Annotated in this window: 14 protein-coding genes; 6 read left to right on the forward strand and 8 right to left on the reverse strand. The window is 66.9% G+C overall.

From position 1 onward, the window contains the following. Window positions 1-3 precede the first annotated feature (3 nt). From adhP to RM190_RS15035, 5 genes are all read right to left on the reverse strand, one after another. Window positions 4-1,038 (reverse strand): alcohol dehydrogenase AdhP, encoded by a 1,035-nt coding sequence (gene adhP / locus RM190_RS15015; RefSeq protein WP_311760270.1) that lies wholly within the window; start codon window positions 1,036-1,038, stop codon window positions 4-6. An 82-nt stretch (window positions 1,039-1,120) separates the two neighbouring features. Then, the gene (gene adh / locus RM190_RS15020) at window positions 1,121-2,647 is read right to left on the reverse strand and encodes an aldehyde dehydrogenase (protein WP_311760271.1); all 1,527 of its coding nucleotides are present in this window, start codon (window positions 2,645-2,647) and stop codon (window positions 1,121-1,123) included. 107 nt (window positions 2,648-2,754) lie between these two features. Continuing rightward, window positions 2,755-3,729 (reverse strand): GAF domain-containing protein, encoded by a 975-nt coding sequence (locus RM190_RS15025; RefSeq protein ID WP_311760272.1) that lies wholly within the window; start codon window positions 3,727-3,729, stop codon window positions 2,755-2,757. A 71-nt stretch (window positions 3,730-3,800) separates the two neighbouring features. Then, on the reverse strand, window positions 3,801-9,308 hold the full coding sequence (locus RM190_RS15030; protein ID WP_311760273.1) for an alpha-2-macroglobulin family protein: 5,508 nt from the start codon (window positions 9,306-9,308) through the stop codon (window positions 3,801-3,803). Between the two features lie 57 nt (window positions 9,309-9,365). Continuing rightward, window positions 9,366-10,424, reverse strand: coding sequence for a quinoprotein relay system zinc metallohydrolase 2 (locus RM190_RS15035; RefSeq protein ID WP_311760274.1), 1,059 nt, complete (start codon window positions 10,422-10,424; stop codon window positions 9,366-9,368). A 149-nt stretch (window positions 10,425-10,573) separates the two neighbouring features. On the opposite strand from RM190_RS15035, the gene pqqA reads away from it, so the two are divergent. The 6 genes from pqqA (at window position 10,574) to RM190_RS15065 (ending at window position 14,617) form a co-directional block, all read left to right on the forward strand. After that, window positions 10,574-10,666 (forward strand): pyrroloquinoline quinone precursor peptide PqqA, encoded by a 93-nt coding sequence (pqqA, locus tag RM190_RS15040; protein ID WP_311760275.1) that lies wholly within the window; start codon window positions 10,574-10,576, stop codon window positions 10,664-10,666. A gap of 67 nt (window positions 10,667-10,733) precedes the next feature. Then, entirely contained in the window at window positions 10,734-11,624 is an 891-nt protein-coding gene (gene pqqB, locus RM190_RS15045) for a pyrroloquinoline quinone biosynthesis protein PqqB (RefSeq protein ID WP_311760276.1), read from the forward strand. Then, the gene (pqqC, locus tag RM190_RS15050) at window positions 11,621-12,403 is read left to right on the forward strand and encodes a pyrroloquinoline-quinone synthase PqqC (RefSeq protein ID WP_311760277.1); all 783 of its coding nucleotides are present in this window, start codon (window positions 11,621-11,623) and stop codon (window positions 12,401-12,403) included. The genes pqqB and pqqC overlap by 4 nt, the downstream gene beginning before the upstream one ends. Further along, window positions 12,400-12,714 (forward strand): pyrroloquinoline quinone biosynthesis peptide chaperone PqqD, encoded by a 315-nt coding sequence (pqqD, locus tag RM190_RS15055; RefSeq protein WP_311760278.1) that lies wholly within the window; start codon window positions 12,400-12,402, stop codon window positions 12,712-12,714. The genes pqqC and pqqD overlap by 4 nt, the downstream gene beginning before the upstream one ends. After that, window positions 12,711-13,850: a pyrroloquinoline quinone biosynthesis protein PqqE gene (gene pqqE, locus RM190_RS15060; protein WP_311760279.1), complete on the forward strand. Its 1,140-nt coding sequence runs from the start codon at window positions 12,711-12,713 to the stop codon at window positions 13,848-13,850. The genes pqqD and pqqE overlap by 4 nt, the downstream gene beginning before the upstream one ends. Further along, window positions 13,847-14,617 carry a quinoprotein dehydrogenase-associated SoxYZ-like carrier gene (locus RM190_RS15065; protein ID WP_311760280.1) on the forward strand — a complete coding sequence of 257 codons (771 nt, stop codon included), beginning with the start codon at window positions 13,847-13,849 and terminating at the stop codon, window positions 14,615-14,617. Before pqqE ends, RM190_RS15065 begins: the two co-directional genes overlap by 4 nt. On the opposite strand, the gene RM190_RS15070 is transcribed toward RM190_RS15065, so the two are convergent. The 3 genes from RM190_RS15070 to RM190_RS15080 are packed head-to-tail and all read right to left on the reverse strand — an operon-like array spanning window position 14,605 to window position 16,949. Further along, entirely contained in the window at window positions 14,605-15,195 is a 591-nt protein-coding gene (locus RM190_RS15070) for an ATP-binding cassette domain-containing protein (protein ID WP_311760281.1), read from the reverse strand. The two genes, RM190_RS15065 and RM190_RS15070, sit on opposite strands and share 13 nt — an antisense overlap. Continuing rightward, the gene (locus RM190_RS15075; RefSeq protein WP_311760282.1) at window positions 15,185-15,913 is read right to left on the reverse strand and encodes an ABC transporter permease; all 729 of its coding nucleotides are present in this window, start codon (window positions 15,911-15,913) and stop codon (window positions 15,185-15,187) included. The genes RM190_RS15070 and RM190_RS15075 overlap by 11 nt, the downstream gene beginning before the upstream one ends. 49 nt (window positions 15,914-15,962) lie before the next feature. After that, a complete protein-coding gene (locus RM190_RS15080) occupies window positions 15,963-16,949 on the reverse strand; it encodes an ABC transporter substrate-binding protein (RefSeq protein WP_311760283.1) in 987 nt (328 codons plus the stop codon). Between the last annotated feature and the right edge of the window lie 18 nt (window positions 16,950-16,967).

The following is a 16,967-nucleotide window of genomic DNA, read 5'->3' on the forward strand; positions in this document are numbered from 1 at the left end:
CGCTCAGGCCGTCAGGTCAAGGACGATGCGGCCCTCGATCTGCCCCTTTTCCATGCGGGAGAAGATGTCGTTGATCTCCTCGATCCGGCCCTTGTGGACAGTGGCGCGGACCTTGCCTTCGGCCGCGAAATCCAGCGATTCCTGCAGGTCGAGCCGCGTTCCGACGATCGAGCCACGGACCGTGATCCCGTTCAGCACCATGCCGAAGATATCCAGCGGGAAATCCCCCGGCGGCAATCCGTTCAGCGACACCGTGCCGCCGCGCGCGGTCATGCCGATGGCCTGTTCGAACGCCTTGGGGCTGACCGCCGTGACCAGCACGCCCTGCGCACCGCCGTCGGTCTGGCGGCGGATCGCGGCGGCTGGGTCGGGTTCGGTCAGGGCGTTCACCGTCACCGTCGCGCCCAGCTTGCGGGCAAAGGCCAGCTTCTCGTCATCGATATCGACGGCCGCCACGTTCAGGCCCATTGCGCGGGCATATTGCACGGCCATGTGGCCCAGCCCGCCTACGCCCGAGATCACCACCCAGTCGCCGGGCTTGGTATCCGTGACCTTCAGCCCCTTGTAGACGGTGACGCCCGCGCACAGCACCGGTGCAATCTCAAGAAAATCGATGTTCTTCGGCAGGTGGCCTACATAGTTCGGATCGGCCACGACATATTCGGCAAAGCCGCCATTGACCGAATAGCCGGTATTCTGCTGCGCCTCGCACAGGGTTTCCCAGCCGCCAAGACAATGTCGGCAATGTCCGCAGGCGGTGTAAAGCCAGGGCACGCCGACGCGGTCGCCCTCTTTCACATGGGTGACGCCCGCACCCACGGCCGAGACGAAACCGACGCCTTCGTGCCCCGGAATGAAGGGCGGGTTCGGCTTGACCGGCCAGTCGCCATGCGCGGCATGAAGATCGGTGTGGCAGACGCCCGACGCCTGGATCGCCACCTGGATCATGCCCGGACCCGGCACGGGCACCGGGACTTCGTCGATTGTCAGGGGTTTGCCGAATTCCCGCACCACGGCGGCCTTCATGGTCTTTGCCATTACCACAAGCTCCTTGCTGGAAAATATCGGGACCCGGCGAAATGCCGGGGCGGGCAGAACCCGCCCCGATGCCGTGGCTGGTTCAGAAGAAGCCTAGCTTCTTCGGCGAATAGCTGACCAGCATGTTCTTGGTCTGCTGGTAATGGTCCAGCATCATCTTGTGCGTTTCACGACCAATCCCGGACTGCTTGTAGCCGCCAAAGGCAGCATGTGCGGGATAGGCGTGATAGCAGTTGGTCCAGACCCGACCTGCCTTGATGCCCCGGCCCATGCGGAAGCAGGTGTTCGCGTCGCGCGACCAGACGCCTGCGCCAAGACCGTAAAGCGTGTCATTGGCGATCGACAGCGCCTCGTCCTCGTCCTTGAAGGTGGTGACAGAGACGACCGGCCCGAAGATCTCTTCCTGGAAGATCCGCATCTTGTTGGTGCCGCGGAAGATCGTCGGCTCGATATAGAAGCCGCTGGACAGCTCGCCTCCAAGGTCGGCGGCCTTGCCGCCCGTCAGGACCTCGGCACCTTCCTTCTTGCCGATGTCCAGATAGGACAGGATCTTTTCCTTCTGCTCGGATGAAGCCTGGGCGCCGATCATTGTCGCCAGGTCGCGCGGGTCTCCCTGCTTGATCGCCTTGGTGCGCGCCACCGCGCGTTCCATGAACCGGTCATAGATCGATTCCTGGATCAGCACGCGCGACGGGCAGGTGCAGACCTCGCCCTGGTTCAGCGCGAACATGGCGAAGCCTTCCAGCGCCTTGTCGAAGAAGTCGTCGTCTTCGCGGGCGACATCCTCGAAGAAGACGTTCGGGGATTTTCCGCCCAGTTCCAGCGTCACCGGGATCAGGTTCTCGGCGGCGTATTGCATGATGAGACGGCCGGTGGTGGTTTCCCCGGTGAATGCGATCTTGGCGATGCGAGGGTTCGACGCCAATGGCTTGCCGGCTTCAAGGCCGAAACCATTGACGATGTTCAGCACGCCCGGAGGCAGGAGATCGCCGATCAGGCTGATCCAGACCATGATCGAGGCCGGGGTTTGTTCGGCCGGTTTGAGGACGACGCAGTTCCCCGCCGCAAGAGCGGGGGCAAGCTTCCAGCACGCCATCAGCAGCGGGAAGTTCCACGGGATGATCTGGCCCACCACGCCCAGCGGCTCGTGGAAGTGATAGGCGACGGTGGTCGAGTCGATTTCCGAGATCGTGCCTTCCTGCGCGCGCAGGACACCGGCGAAATAGCGGAAATGGTCGATGGCCAGCGGCACGTCCGCAGCCATCGTCTCGCGGATGGGCTTGCCGTTGTCCCAGGTCTCGGCGGTGGCGAGCAGTTCAAGATTCGCCTCCATCCGGTCGGCGATCTTCAGCAGGATGTTCGAGCGTTCGGCTGCAGAGGTGTGACCCCACTTGTCCTTGATGGCATGGGCGGCGTCCAGCGCGGCCTCGATGTCGTCGGCGTTCGAGCGCGCGATCTCTCCGATCTCGGCCCCGGTGATCGGGGTGGTGTTGACGAAGTATTTGCCGGATTTCGGCGCAACCCAGTCGCCGCCGATGAAGTTGTCGTAACGCTTCGCGAAGGGCATCGTGTTCACGCCCTTGAAGTCATGCGTCTGGTCGTTCGGCATGTGTGATCCTCCTGTCAGTCCGGCTCCTCCTGCCGGTTCTGCGGGAAGCCTGTGACGGGCCGGGCCACAAATCAACGCGGGGTTCACGCCGCAGCGCGGAATGTGTTTCAGACCTGAGACAGTCGGCCCGGATTTTGCGAAATGCCCAACCGCGACATGCGCCGATACAGCGTCGCGCGGCCCACACCCAGTGCGCGCGCGGCCGCCGAGACATTGCCTTCGGCCCGGGCAAGGGCGCGAATCACCGCGGCGCGTTCGGCCTTTTCGAAGCCCGTCACCTCGTCCTCGCGACCGAACAGGTCCGAGGCGGGACGGGGGCGAAGCTGGCCTTCCTTCTCAATCCCGAAGGCACGGCGAGCAGCGCGGTTCGCGCCGATGGCAAGGTCGTCCTTGTCCACCGCGATCAGCAGCATCGCGTCCTCGCTGCCCGTCACCTCGGCGGTGACGATCCGCGCGCCGGGGAACGAAGCGCGGAAGAACGCCGCCTCGATCTGGCGGGCGCTCTGGGCGACCTGGGCAGCGATCAGCGCGTTCCAGCGTTCGGTATGGTCCAGCCGTGCCGTGCTGACATCCAGCGCGGCGATCAGCCGTCCATCCGGGCCCCAGATCGGTGCGTCCATGCAGGACAGGCCGGTATTGCGGGCATAGAAATGTTCGTCGCGGTGGATCGTGACCTGCCGCCCCTCGGCCAGGCAGGTGCCGATGCCGTTCGTGCCCTCGGCCGCTTCGGACCAGTCGGCACCGGACCACAGGCCCCAGCCGCGGAAAGTCGCGGCATCGGCCTCGGTCATGCGCTGTTCCAGCACGATCCCGGTGGCATCGGTCAGAAGAACGCTGCAACCGGTCGGGCAGACCAGCTGGAACAGGTGGTCAAGCTGGGGCCGGGCGACATTGATGAACCCGTCCAGCGCCTCGCGCTTTTCGACCAGCTCTCGCATTGAAAGCTGGCGCACCCGCGGCGCGCCTGCCGGGTCCAGCCCATGCTTGACCATCGAGCGGCGCCAGCTTGCCGCCAGCCGCGTCACGGCCGCCGGCGATTGCGAGGCCTGCGCCACGCGATCCTCGTGTCGGTGTTCGGGCAAGGCGTCCTCCCTTCCTTACTCGATCCCGCGATTATCGGCGGGGATTGGCAGTCCGGCAAGTCATGGTTTCGTCATGGGTGGACGGCGACCGTTCCTCCGTCGCTCCATGCCCGGAATTCGGGGCGGTACATGTCCTCGATGCTGGCCGAGGGGTGGCGGAAACTGCCCGTCGTCACCGCGCGCACGATATAGGCCAGCCGGAACGGTTCGGCCGAGGTCCAGGTCAGCGCCGCAGCGAAGCGGTCGGCGCGGAACTCGGTCATTTCGGCGTCGGTCTGTCCGTCAAGCCAGTCCAGTGCCGAGATGTCGCCCGCGCGCAGCAGGTTCGGGTTGTCGATCTCCCATCCGGCGGGCAGGGGGTCGCTGACGATCAGACGGCCCCCGCCCTCGGCCTCGGGCTTGACCTCGATCCGGACCACGATCCGCGTGCCCTGCGCCACATTGGCGGGATCCAGCGGCTCACCCTCGATGCTGAAATAGCTGCGGGTGATGCGATAACCGCGCCCGCCCGCCTTCGAGGGTGTCGCGGGTTTGCCCGTCGCGGTCAGTGTCACCTCCAGCGGGGTGTCGCCGGGATTGGCGATGCTGGCCGTGGCATCGGGCAGGGCGGCAACCGGCTGGGTCAGCGCCACGCCGTTCAGCGTCGCGGGCGGCACGGTATGGGACAACGCCTGCGCGGCCATCACCGTCCAGACCGATTCCTGGGTCGAAAGGGTGCTGCCCTTTTCCTCGGCCCGGTCGATTTGTTCGGCGATCTGTGCGGTCAGCGCGGTCTGATCGATGGCGTCGGAGCGGGCATCAGCCGCCAGCGCCAGCAGGCCCGCCGCATCTCGCAGCTTGGTGCCGTAATCCGCCCTGAAGGCATAGGGTTCGGGCGCGCCGAGGTTCAGCAGGTTGCGGGCTTGCGCGAACATCCGGTCGGCGCGCTGCTGGTCGCCATACGAAGCCAGCGCCGCACCCAGATTGCCCGCCGCCATCGGGGTCGAGAAGGCGCTGGCGGCCGTATCCGCGTAATAGCGCAGGTCCCCGACCGTCGCCGCCCGTTCCCGCGCCAGCACCGCCAGCGCATAGGCCAGCGCGGCGTTGTCCTCGGGCGTGGCGGCGGTCGGGTCGGTCGCGTAATTGGCGCGGTTGCGCAGGTTGTCCAACGCCATGCCGAAGGCCTTGTCCGGCACCTGATAGCCGGTCGAACGCGCCCGCGACAGGAAGTCGGTCACATAGGCTTCCAGCCACAGGTCGCCCGAATCCGCGCGCCACAGTCCGAAACCACCGTTGGCCCCCTGCCGCGTCAGGATCTGGGTCAGGGCCTTCTGCACGGTCTCGCCGGTATCGGCCCCTGCGCCCACGCCCTCAAGCACGGAAAGCTGTGGCAGATACAGCAGCGGCATCGCGCCCGAGGTCAGCTGTTCGGTGCAGCCATAGGGATAGCGGGCCAGCCGCGCCAGCGCGCCCGCCACATCAAGCCGCGCATAGGGGCCGACCGCGGCGGTCAGCATCATGCCGGGCATCAGCCCTTCGGTCAGCCCGGCGGGCAGGGTCGCGCTTTCGCCGGGGGTCAGCGTCAGGCGGTCGCGATGCTGGATGTCGGGATCATTCAGCGAAACCGGGATCACGATGTCCTTGGTCAGCGCGGTGCCATCCGGCGTGGTCAGGGTCAGGCGCAGATCGGCGCGCCCCTCGGCATCACCTGCCGAGACGGGCATCGTCACCAGCGCCTCGGCCTTTTCGGCCAAGGTCACGCTGTCCGACGACAGGCTGGTCGTCAGAGGCGCGTCTCCGCCGGTCTGCTGGACGGCAAGGCGCATCTCTCCGGCCGAGCCAGAGGCATGGGTCAGCCGCAGCCCGACCTGCGCCTGGTCGCCCGGCGCAAGGAAGGCGGGCGCGGTCACGGTCAGCACCACAGGGTCGCGGACCAGGACCGAGGCATCGGCCTGGCCGACGCCCTTGTCGGTCCAGACGACGGCCATGACGCGGACCTCTCCGTTGAAGTCGCCGACCGGGACGTCAAGCTTTGCGGTTCCGTCCGCGCCCAGCGTCACCGGCCCCGAGAACCAGCTCATCAGCTTTTCGGTGGGCGGCGGGGCCTCGCTGTTCGAGGACATGGCGTCGCCGCCTTCGCGCAGGGCGCCGTCCGGGGCGCCGCTCGACACGATCAGACGACCATAGATGTCGCGCAGCCCGACACCCAGCCGGCGTTGTCCGAAATAATGCCCGGACGGGTCCGGCGCGGTATAACCGGTCAGGTTCAGGATGCCCTGGTCGACGGCAGCGACGGTGGCATGGACAGTCGCGCCCGGCGCCCCCTCGACCCGCAGCGTGACCGGGATCGTTCCGCGCGGCCGGGTTTCCTTTGGCGCCTCAAGGCTCGCCGCCAGTCGCCGCTCGCCCGGATCGACGGCGGCATGGGCCAGACCCAGCGCGCGGACGGGCGTGCGGTTTCCGGCTGCCGCGTCGCCCAGCGGCCGGATCGCGCTGACCGTGACATAGGCTCCGGCGCCCCAGTCATCCGTGACCGGAAGCTGGATCTCGTTCTCGCCCTCTTTCAGCGCGATGCCCTGCATCGAGACAAGACGGTTCGACAGGACCGAGACCAGCCCCAGCCCGTCCGCCAGCGCCTTGACCTTGACCCGCGCGGTATCGCCGCTGCGATAGGCGGCCTTGTCCAGCGTGACCTGCAGGCGGTCGGGGGTGGGGCTTCCGGCCTCGGCCGTCGCGCCCCATCCGGCGTAGAATTGGGTGGTGCTGGCCCCGCCCTGTCCCGAGGCCTGTTCGACCACAAGTTCATACTGACCCCAGTCGACGGGGACGGCGATCTCGGCCGGGTCCTGGCCCGGTTCGGCCACACCCTCGGTCACGCGGGCGCGGGTGGTGATCGGCTCCCAGTTCCATTGGCCTTCCAGTGAATACCATTGGTATTCGGTGTCGATCCGGTTCAGCACCCAGCGCAGCGGCGCGCTGGCGGGCTTCATGTCCGGGCCGACGGCCAGCAGCGAAAAGCGCGCCTCGCCGCCTTCGGACACGGTGTCGCCTTCGAACAGCGGCTTGATCCCGATCACGGGCGCGCCGGGCATCACGACGAGGGTTTCGCTGCGCTCGACGGGGCGTCCCGCGCCTTCGCGGATGTTCACCACAAGCTCGGCCTTGACCGGCTGCGGGCCAAGTTCGGCAGCGGGGGGCAGGTTCACCTCGGTCCGGTAATTCCCCGCGGCATCGGTCGTGCCCGCGGGCAGGCTTTGGACCACCGGCTGTGGCGCGTCGTCGGCAGAGCCGAAGACATAGCCTTCGAACCCGTCGAGATCCCGCGCCGCCGACAGACGAAGCTGACCTTCCACCGGCAGGTTGGCGGCGGGTGCGCCGAAAAGCCAATGCGCGGCCAGCGTCAGGTCCAGCACGTCACCGGCCTTGGCCGGGCCATCGGGCAGGGCGGGGGTGAAGTCGATGCGCTCGGGCAGGAAATCCTCGACCAGCAGACGTGCGGTCGACAGCGCGGGGCCGTCGGCCTGACTGCGCAGCTCAAGCCGCCATGTTCCACGTGGCGCATTTCCGGGGATGGTCCAGCTGACGGTGCTGCCGCCATCTCCGGCCTCGGCCGGCGTGACCCGGGTCTGTTCGACCCCGTCGGGACGCAGGATCACGGCAGTCAGGGGCAGGCCCTGCAGGGCACGGGATTGCGCGTCGCGGGCAAGGATCGTGGCATTCACCGTCTCGCCCACGCGATAGGCCCCGCGGTCGGTCGCGACGAACAGGTCGATCGGGGGCGCGGGGGGCTGGCCTTCGACGCCACGGTCGGACAGATCGAATTCGGGATCGCTGAGGGACAGGAACGCCATGTCGCGGGGCGTGCGATCGCTGCCGTCACCCTGCCACTCGGTCACGGTAACAAGGGCCGGGGCCGCACCTTCGGTCCCAAGGCTCAGCCCCGGCGCGAAATGCGCGACACCTTGCGCATCCGTCGCGGTCCGGGCCAGCACCTCGTTCGACTGGCTGACCAGGGCGACCTCGGCCCCGGCCTTTGGCGTGGCGTCGCGCAGGCTGCGCACGGCGACGGTCAGCCCATCCGTTCCCGAAAAGGTCGAGATCCCGAAATCCGAGATCACGAACCACTGCGTCGCCAGCCCGGTATCCGAGGCTTCCTGCCCGGTCACGCTGGCCTCGACGATGTAGATGCCCGGCTCAAGCGGGCCGGCAGCCGAAGGAATGGCCAGGCTGGTCGTCAGCTCCCGGTTCAGGACATCCTGCCCGACGGGTTTCGCCGGCTCGGCCGAGCCGCGCCAGATCTCGCGCGCCATCTGCCCCGAGAAGTATTCCGTCTGCCAACTGTCCAGCGGCGAGGCAAACATGTCCTCGGACATGGCGCGGATCAGGTTGCGGTCGGAAATGCGCAGCAGGCGCAGGTCGATCCGGTCGGCATTGACGGTGACCATCGACAGGCGCTGGTCGCCCGAGGCGGGCAGGACATAGGCGCGCCCGGGGAAACGCACTTCGGGCGAGCGGTCGCGGACATAGCCGCGCAGGGTCACGTCCCGCGTCAGCTTTTCGCCGTCCGCCGAGGGCAGGCCCGCGCGCAGTGTCAGCTCGACCTCCTGCCCGTGGGTCAGACCCGCGACGCAAAGGCGCGAGCCCTGGGCCTCGACCGTCAGGTCTCCGGCGGGCAGGCGAAGGAAGGGGCCGTAATCGGTGCCCTTGGCCAGTTCGCGCGACAGCTCGGCGCAAAAGCGGGGCATCCGGCCTTCGGATTCGACCTGCGTGTCGGTCACGCGCAGGCCGTTCCGGGCCTCGGACTGTTCAAGGGCGGTGGCGATCGAGGCGTCGCCGGGTGAAAGGCGCGCGGCAAGGCGCAATGCGCTCAGGGCATCCGGGCCGCGATCCAGCCGTTCGAACGCCATGGCAAGCCATGACAGTGCCTGTGCGGCCACCGGATCGGGATCGGCGCGCAGATAACCGTTGGCCGCCATCGACGCGATCGCGGTCGAGGCGTCGCGGTCATCGGAATCGCTGCTGTAAAGGGTCAGCCGGGCCAGGTTCGTCCAGTCTTCGGCCCCGTCGGAAAGCGCCACCACCTGCGCCATCAGCTGTGCCGCGGCACCCATGTCGCCCGCGCTTTCCGAGGCGGCGGCCTCCTCGCGCGGGTCGCCCGCGCCCTGCGGCGGGTTCATGGCCGGGAACAGCCGCGCCTGCGTCTGGGCGGCCTTGATGTCATCGGCATTGATGAAGGGGGCGGCACCGGCGCGGGACGCCGCGACAGCCTGGGTTTCCGCGACGATCGGAATCACGCGGCCCGACAGCGCACCGGCAAAGGGCGCGGGGGCGCCGTGGCCCTCGCCCTTGGGAAAGCAGGACCGGGCCTTCTGGTTATAGGTGACGGCGCGGCAGGCCTCGTCCCCAAGACAGGCCTGGATGCAGGATTGCAGGGTAGTGTCGAAGATCCGGCCGATATCGCCGCCGGGCAGGTCGGTGTCGGGGGACAGCTGAAGCCGCTCGGCGGGCAGCACGGCCTCCTGCGCAAGTCCGGGCAGGGCGGTAAGGGCCGCCAGCGCTAGCCCGGTCGAGATTGCGCGACGCAAGACAGATGATGGCATGATGTCCCTCCGATCCATGCCCCAAGGTGGCATTCACGGAAAGGAGAGGCAATCAGCCTATTCCCATTCCAGTTGGGAAAAGCTTGTCGCGGCATTGCGCGCAGTGGTGGCGTTGAAATCGGCCCAGCCCTCGGAATAGGGCTTCATCATGCTGACGATGGCCGGGATCGCCCGCGACAGCGCCATGCCGCCCGTAACGGCCTTGCGCGTCGCATCCCGCAGCGCGTGCAGATACTGGCGTTCGGGGGCTACAGCTTCGTCCCAGGTCGCGGCGACGGGGCCGTGGCCCGGCACGATCAGGCTGGGCGCGGGGTCGGGTCCGGTCCCATCGACCCAGTCGATCCAGTTGGACAGCGAGCCGTCCAGCGACGGGGTCAGCCCACGAAAGATCAAGTCCCCGGTGAACAACGTCTCTGATTCGCTGTCGAAGACGGTCAGATCGTTGTCGGTATGCGCGGATTTCACCGGCTCCAGCCGCAATTCGGTCGAACCGAGCGAAATCGTCATCGGCGCATCCACCTTTTGATCGACCGGCGCAATCCGCGATCCCATGAACGCAGCCTGTCCGATCTGATCGGGGATCGACATCATCCAGGCATCGGTCCGGCGCGCGACGGCGTCTGACAGGCGGGCATCCGCGACAATGCTGGCGCCAGCCTCGGCAAAGACTTCGGCCCCCAGGATATGGTCGGGATGCATGTGGGTCAGGATCAGATGACTGACCGGCTTGTCGGTCACGCTGCGGATGGCGGCATAAAGCGCCTCGCCCTCGGCCCGGGTGCCGCCTGCATCGATGACCGCGACGGTGTCGCCGACCACGAAGGCCAGGTTCGCGATGCGCCCACGATTCCCCGGCGAGATCTGCTCCATCGCGCCCTGGTAGAAGAAAACGCCATCCGCGACTTCCTGCATGTTCAGGGCAGGCAGGCCGGCGGTCTCGACACAGCGCGCGGCACCGCCGCGCAGGTCGGGATGGCGGGCCAGCCAGTCACGAGCGATGGGTTCGGCCTTGCGGTGGCATTCTTCGACACTGGGGGACTCGGCCGACGGAAGAAGCCTTTCGGCGCAGATCGAGGGGTCGTTCGCCAGGCAGGTGGCAAGCAGCAGATGAAACATTCCGCCCTCCGTCCTGTCGTGCGGTGCGGGACGTTAGCACGGCTTCCAGGCAGGCACCATCTAAGACCTTTGGCGGGTTGACTGAAACATACAGCGGCATACGATTTGTTGCATGCCGCAAGACGCGGCGGGATGAGGAGGAGGAACTCATGGCCTGGACCAAACCGGCGATCAAGGAAATCGCCTGCGGGATGGAAATCAACATGTACGCTCCGGCCGATGATGAGCCGGTTCTGTTCTGACCTGAACTGCTAGCAGATCCGGCCGGTCCCGTGCTGTCGGGACCGGTCGTGCCAAAAGCTATAAGCCATGCGTATCGTGATTCTCGGCACCGGCGCCGGGGGTGGGTTGCCGCAGTGGAACTGTGGTTGCCCAAACTGTGAAGCGGCGCGCGAGGGGCGCATCCCCTCGATGAGCCAAAGCGGGATCGCGGTCTCGTCGAACGGCAGGGATTGGGCGCTGGTGAATGTCTCGCCTGACCTGCGTGTGCAGCTTGCCACCAACCCGGTCCTGCGACCGGCGGGGCTGCGCGGCTCGCCCATTCGCTCGGTGCTGGTCACCAATGGCGACATCGATCACGTCGCCGGCCTGCTGACCCTGCGCGAAGGGCAGCCATTCGATCTGTTTGCCACCCCGGCCATTCACGGCGTGCTGGGGGCGAACCCGATGTTGTCGGTGTTGAATCCGCGGCTTGTCTCGCGCCGCGAAGTCGTTCTGGACCAGGATTTCGAACTGGTTGCGGGCGTTACGGCCCGCCTTTTCGCGGTGCCGGGCAAGGTGCCGCTATATCTGGAGGGCGAGACGGTCGAGACAGGGCAGATGGGTGAGCAGACGGTGGGCGTCGAACTTGACGCAAACGGCCGTCGCATATGCTATATCCCCGGCTGCGCCTCGGTTCCCGACTGGCTTCGCGACCGCATTTCGGGGGCGAATGCCTTGCTGTTCGACGGAACGCTTTGGACCGATGACGAGATGATCCGCGCGGGCCTTGGCCAGAAGACCGGCCGCCGCATGGGCCATGTCCCGGTTTCGGGTGCCGATGGCAGTATCGCGGCCCTGGATGGGGTGCCCGTCGCGCAGCGCATTTTCGTCCATCTCAACAATTCCAATCCGCTGGTGGACCCCGCCAGCCCCGAACGCGCCCGCGCCGAGGCTGCCGGCTGGCAGATCGGCCATGACGGCATGGAGATCCGGCCATGAAACTTGCCGACCAGCACCCGCTTTCACGGGCCGAATTCCATGAGCGGCTGAAGCGCATCGGGGCCGAGCGTTATCACGACCGCCACCCCTTCCATAAGCGCCTGCATGGCGGCGAATGCACCCCTGATGAGGTTCGCGCCTGGGTCATCAACCGCTGGCAATACCAGTCCCGGATTCCGATGAAGGACGCGGCCTTCCTGTCGCGGGTCGAGGATCCCCACCTGCGTCGCATTTGGCGTTCCCGGATCGAGGATCACGATGGCGGCGTGGACGAGGGTGGCGGCATCCGCCGCTGGCTGGCGCTGGCACAGGCCGTGGGGCTTGATCCCGACTATGTCGCAAGCGGGGCGGGCGTGATGCCCGCGACGCGCTTTGCGGTGGATGCTTATGTCCGCTTCGTCCGCGACATGCCGTTGCTGGACGCCGTGGCGGCCAGCCTGACCGAGATGTTCGCCCCGAAGATCCATGCCGAGCGGATCGAGGGCCTGTTGAAGCATTACGACTTCGCGGACGAGGCCAGCCTTGCCTATTTCCGCAAGCGCCTGTCCGAAGCGCCGAAGGATGTCGAATTCGGGCTGAACTATGTGCTCGATCATGCGGACACGCTGGAAAAGCAGGATGCGGCAGCGGCGGCGCTGACTTTCAAGACGGACGTGCTTTGGGCACAGCTTGACGCCTTGTGGCACGGATACGTCGAAGGCCACACGCCGAACGGTGCATGGCGGCCGGGGCAGGGGCTCATGGCCCGCCGGCCGGAACCTGCCGCGGCCGCGACATGACAGGACACCGCCTCAGCAATGCCTGCATCCCCTATCTGCCGCGCGGGGTGCGGCTGCACGATGACCGTGTCCGCGGGATCCGCGTCCTGCTGGCGCCAGAACGCGCCATGCAGCTGGATGCGGTGGGCGATGCCATCCTGACCGAACTTGACGGACGACGCAGCCTGGCCGAGGTGATCCTGACCCTGTGCGACCGCTACGACGCCCCCTCAGAACAGATCGAGGGGGACGTCCACGACTTCATTCGCGGGTTGGTGGATCGGCGCATGCTGTTCCTTGCCTGCCAGGGCCCGCATGGGGAGGCACCATGACCCATCAGCCCGTGATCCCTCAGGACATCCAGGGCAACCCGGTGCGCGTCGGCCTGCCGATGGCGATGCTGGCAGAACTGACGCATCGCTGCCCGCTGGCCTGCCCGTATTGCTCGAATCCGGTCGAGCTGGCGCGGGTCAACTCCGAGCTGACGGCGGCGGAATGGGGCGACATCTTCCGGCAGGCGGCAGATCTGGGCGTCCTGCAGGTGCACCTGTCGGGTGGCGAACCCGCGTCCCGCCGCGACCTGACCGAGATTGCCGCGGCCGCGCGCGATGCCGGGCTTTATGTCAATCTGATTACCTCGGGCATCGGCTTCACCGAGGCGCGGCTGCGCGAACTGGACGGCATCGTCGATCACGTCCAGCTGTCCCTGCAGGGCATCGACGCCGAAATGGCCGACTGGATCAGCGGTTATGGCGGCAGTTTCGCGCGCAAGATGCAGGTCGCGGAATGGATCGGGCAGATCGGATTTCCGCTGACCCTGAACGCGGTGGTCCATCGCCAGAATCTGGATCGCCTGCCCGAGATGATCGATCTGGCCGAACGTCTGGGTTGTCGCCGGATCGAGGTCGCGACCGTTCAGTTCCACGGCTGGGCCGACCTGAACCGCCGCCCTTTGATGCCGACGCTGGCGCAGGCCCAACGGGCGCGCGAGATCGTGAACGAGGCGCGGCGGCGCCTGCGCGGGCGGATGGTCATCGACTATGTCCCCGCCGACCACCATGCGACCTATCCCAAAAGCTGCATGGGCGGCTGGGGGTCGACCGGGCTGAACATCGCGCCGGACGGGGTCGTTCTGCCCTGCCATGCCGCGCAGACCATCAAGGGGCTGGAGTTCGACAATATCCGCGACGTGCGGCTGGCCCAGATCTGGCAATATGGCGCGGCCTTCAATGCGTTTCGCGGCACCGCCTGGCTGCCAGAGCCCTGCGCCTCATGCGAGCGACGCGAGGTTGATTTTGGCGGCTGCCGCTGTCAGGCTATGGCCATGGCGAATGATCCTCTGGCGACGGATCCGGTCTGCTCGCGCTCATCCCTGAACGCGCGGCTGCGGGCCGAGGCCGAGGCGGAGGCGGCCAGCGACGACATCGCGCTGGTCTATCGCCGGATGCCGAAGGAGAAACGGACATGAGGCTGGCCCTTGTCCTTGCCCTGCTGGCCGCACCGCATCTGGTCCTTGCGGCCGAGATCGAAAATCCGCTGCAACCATCGGAGGCCTGGGACGATCTTCGGTCCAGCATCATCGGGACAGATGACGAGCCGCCGATCGATCCCGCGATCCTGCTGCTGGATGCGCCCAAGCGCGCCGATAACCCGGCATTGGTACCGGTCCATATCACCCAGCCGCCCGGCGCGCCCGCGATCACCGGGCTTGCTTTGGTCGTAGACGGCAACCCGGCCCCGGTCGCCGCCGAGTTCACCTTTGGCAAGGCGCTGATGCCGCTGGATTTCGAAGTCAGGGTGCGCGTCGATAGCTATTCAGACCTGCGCGCCGTCGCGACGCTGGCCGATGGGCGCAAGGTGATGGCGGGGCGCTTCGTCAAGGCCTCGGGCGGGTGCGCGGCGCCGGCGGGCAAAAGCATGGACGACATGCGGGCCACGATGGGCCAGATGAAGTTTCGCCGGACCGAGGAAGACGGCCGCCACATCGGGACGCTGATGATCCGCCATCCGAATTTCTCGGGGCTGCAGCGGGATCAGGTCACGCTGCTGACGATCCCGGCCGAATTCATCCAGACGCTTGAGGTGACACAGGACGGGGCCGAGCTGTTCACGATGAACGCGGGGATCTCGATCTCCGAAGATCCGGTCTTTCGCTTTGGCTGGTCCCCCGGCGACGCGCCGGTGAAGATCCATGCCCAGGATACCGAGGGGCGGGTCTGGGATCAGTCCTTCTGAAGCCGGGCTGGCGTGCCTGACAGGCGCAACGCGCGCGCCTCCAGCGCTGCCCCCTCGTTCGGGTCGTGGGTGACAAGGATCAGCCCGGCGCCGCTGCGGTCCAGCAACTCTCCGGTCAGGGAGACCATGCGCGTCGCGGTCTCGGCATCCAGCGATGCGTAAGGCTCATCCGCCAGCAGGATATCCGGCCCCGCCGCAAAGGCGCGCGCCAGCGCCAGCCGGCGCTGCTGGCCCAGCGACATCTGGCGCGGAAACTTTGCCTCATGCCCGGCAAGCCCGGCACGGCCCATCCATTCGATGGCGGTCTTCCGGTCGCAGCCAGTGGGAATGGTGATATTCGCCAAGGCATCCCGCCACGGCAGCAGGACGGGTTCCTGAAACACCATCGCCAGCCGTTCGTCGCCGTCGCGCCGTCCCTGAAAGTTCCGGTCCAGCCCGGCCAGGATGCGCAGCAGCGTGGATTTGCCGATGCCCGAGGGGCCAAGGATCGCCACCCGCTCGCCCCGACCGACCGAGATTTCGATCGGGCCAAGGATCTCCTTGCCGGCGAAGGATTTTGCCTGAAGGTCAAGCCGCATCCTGCCTCCACCGGTTTACCCGCCGTTCCCAGGGGCGCAGGATGAAAAGGTCGATGGCCAGCATGATGGCCACGAAGGTCAGCGCCCAGGCGAGAACCCCGGTCACGTCGAAGCTGGAGAACAGCAGGTGGATCTTGAACCCGACCCCGTTTGAGCGGCCAAGGAACTCGACGACCAGCACGATCTTCCAGATGAGTGAGATGCCCGCGCGTGCCGCGGCCGCGATCTGCGGGGCAAGCTGCGGCAGCACGACATGGCGCAGTCGCGCGGCGGGCGCCATGCGAAAGGCGCTGGCCATCTCGTCCAGATCGGGGCGCAGCGCCCTTGCCCCTTCGCGGATCATGACGGTGACGACCGGGATCTTGTTCAGCGCCACGGCCAGAATCGCGGCGGTCTCGTTCAGGCCGACCCAGATATAGCTCAGCACGATGACGACCAGCGCGGGCACGTTCAGCAGGATGATGATGCCAGGATTCAGCCAGTCGTCGACGCGGCGGCTGCGGCCCATCAGCAATCCCAGCGCCAGCCCGATCGCCATTGCCAGCGCAAAGCTTGCCGCGACGCGCATCAGGGTCATCCCGGCATTGAACCAAAGCTCTCCGGTCGCGGCCAGATGACCAATTCTGGCCGCGACCTGCCAGGGGGCGGGCAGGGTCTGCGGCCGGTCGGTCAGTTGCGACGCGACGGTCCAGATCAGCAGCATGGCAAGAATGGACATGAGCCCCGGCCAAAGGCCCGAGCGGGAATTGCTGTCCTGGGACAAAAACCTACTCCGGCGTCCAGAACAGGCCGGGCGGCAGGGCGGTCACACCGCCGGTCAGTTCTTCGCCGCCAAGCGCGGCCATGGCCGCGAACATCTTTTCGGCATTTGCGACATCGACGGGGCCTTTCGCCGGAATGCCGGCGCGCCACCCCGCGCGCAGGGCCTGAAACTCGGCATCGTCCTTGGCGTCCATGAAGCTGCGGATCGGCTGCCAGGCGGCATCGTCCTTGGCAAGCAGATCCTTGGCTGCGGCCGAGGCCTTGGCCAGTCCCGCTGCCAGCGCGGGGTTCTTGGCGATCCAGCTTTCGCGCAGGACATAACCCAGCAACGGGGTCGAGGGATCAAGACCCAGATCGCGCGCCGCGGTGGCAACCGACATCACCTCGCGCATGCCGCGTGCCTGCATCTTGGCCTGGAAATGCCAGAAGTTGATCGCCGCATCGACCTCGCCGGTTTCGGCGGCGTTCAGGATCATCGGCGGCGCGCCGAAGACCTGCTGGGTGATGTCCGCCAGATCCTCGCCCAGCTTTTCGCGTGACCAGGCGCGCAGGATCAGCCAGCTTTTGTCCACCGGCCCGCCTGCGATGCCGATCTTCTTGCCCTTCAGGTCGGCAAGGGTCTGGACGGGGCTGTCGCCCTTGACCATCAGGCCGCCGACGGCGGTGGAGTAGGGGAGGAAGGTGAAGTCTGCGCCGCGCGCCCTTTGCTGCGCGACCCAGAGCCAGTCCGATACGATCGTCTCGACCTCGCCACCCTGCATCGCGACCTGGGTCGCGGGATTGCCCGCCAATATCATCGGAACCAGCGAAAATCCGTTGGCCTTGTCCAGCCCCTGCTTGACGATGGTCTGGATTTCCCAGTTGACGGTTCCGTTTTCCAGCGTGCCGATGCGGATGGCGGGCGGGGTGGTTGCGGCCCCGGCCCGGAACGCGAATCCCGACAGCATCGTCGCCCCGCCCAGCAGGGTGATTCTTCTGTTCAGTTGGACCATGGCTGTTCTCTCCCCCAA

The sequence above is a fragment of the Paracoccus broussonetiae genome, assembly GCF_031854425.1.
GTDB classification, from domain to species: Bacteria; Pseudomonadota; Alphaproteobacteria; order Rhodobacterales; family Rhodobacteraceae; genus Paracoccus; species Paracoccus broussonetiae.

Excerpts from the sequence above, each read along its gene's own strand:
- pqqA (WP_311760275.1), top strand. The coding sequence starts at position 10,574 with ATGGCCTGGACCAAACCGGCGATCAAGGAAATCGCCTGCGGGATGGAA.
- RM190_RS15075 (WP_311760282.1), bottom strand. The coding sequence starts at position 15,913 with ATGTCCATTCTTGCCATGCTGCTGATCTGGACCGTCGCGTCGCAACTG.
- pqqC (WP_311760277.1), top strand. The coding sequence starts at position 11,621 with ATGAAACTTGCCGACCAGCACCCGCTTTCACGGGCCGAATTCCATGAG.
- pqqB (WP_311760276.1), top strand. The coding sequence starts at position 10,734 with ATGCGTATCGTGATTCTCGGCACCGGCGCCGGGGGTGGGTTGCCGCAG.
- adhP (WP_311760270.1), bottom strand. The coding sequence starts at position 1,038 with ATGGCAAAGACCATGAAGGCCGCCGTGGTGCGGGAATTCGGCAAACCC.
- pqqD (WP_311760278.1), top strand. The coding sequence starts at position 12,400 with ATGACAGGACACCGCCTCAGCAATGCCTGCATCCCCTATCTGCCGCGC.
- RM190_RS15030 (WP_311760273.1), bottom strand. The coding sequence starts at position 9,308 with ATGCCATCATCTGTCTTGCGTCGCGCAATCTCGACCGGGCTAGCGCTG.
- adh (WP_311760271.1), bottom strand. The coding sequence starts at position 2,647 with ATGCCGAACGACCAGACGCATGACTTCAAGGGCGTGAACACGATGCCC.
- RM190_RS15035 (WP_311760274.1), bottom strand. The coding sequence starts at position 10,424 with ATGTTTCATCTGCTGCTTGCCACCTGCCTGGCGAACGACCCCTCGATC.
- RM190_RS15070 (WP_311760281.1), bottom strand. The coding sequence starts at position 15,195 with ATGCGGCTTGACCTTCAGGCAAAATCCTTCGCCGGCAAGGAGATCCTT.
- RM190_RS15080 (WP_311760283.1), bottom strand. The coding sequence starts at position 16,949 with ATGGTCCAACTGAACAGAAGAATCACCCTGCTGGGCGGGGCGACGATG.
- RM190_RS15065 (WP_311760280.1), top strand. The coding sequence starts at position 13,847 with ATGAGGCTGGCCCTTGTCCTTGCCCTGCTGGCCGCACCGCATCTGGTC.
- pqqE (WP_311760279.1), top strand. The coding sequence starts at position 12,711 with ATGACCCATCAGCCCGTGATCCCTCAGGACATCCAGGGCAACCCGGTG.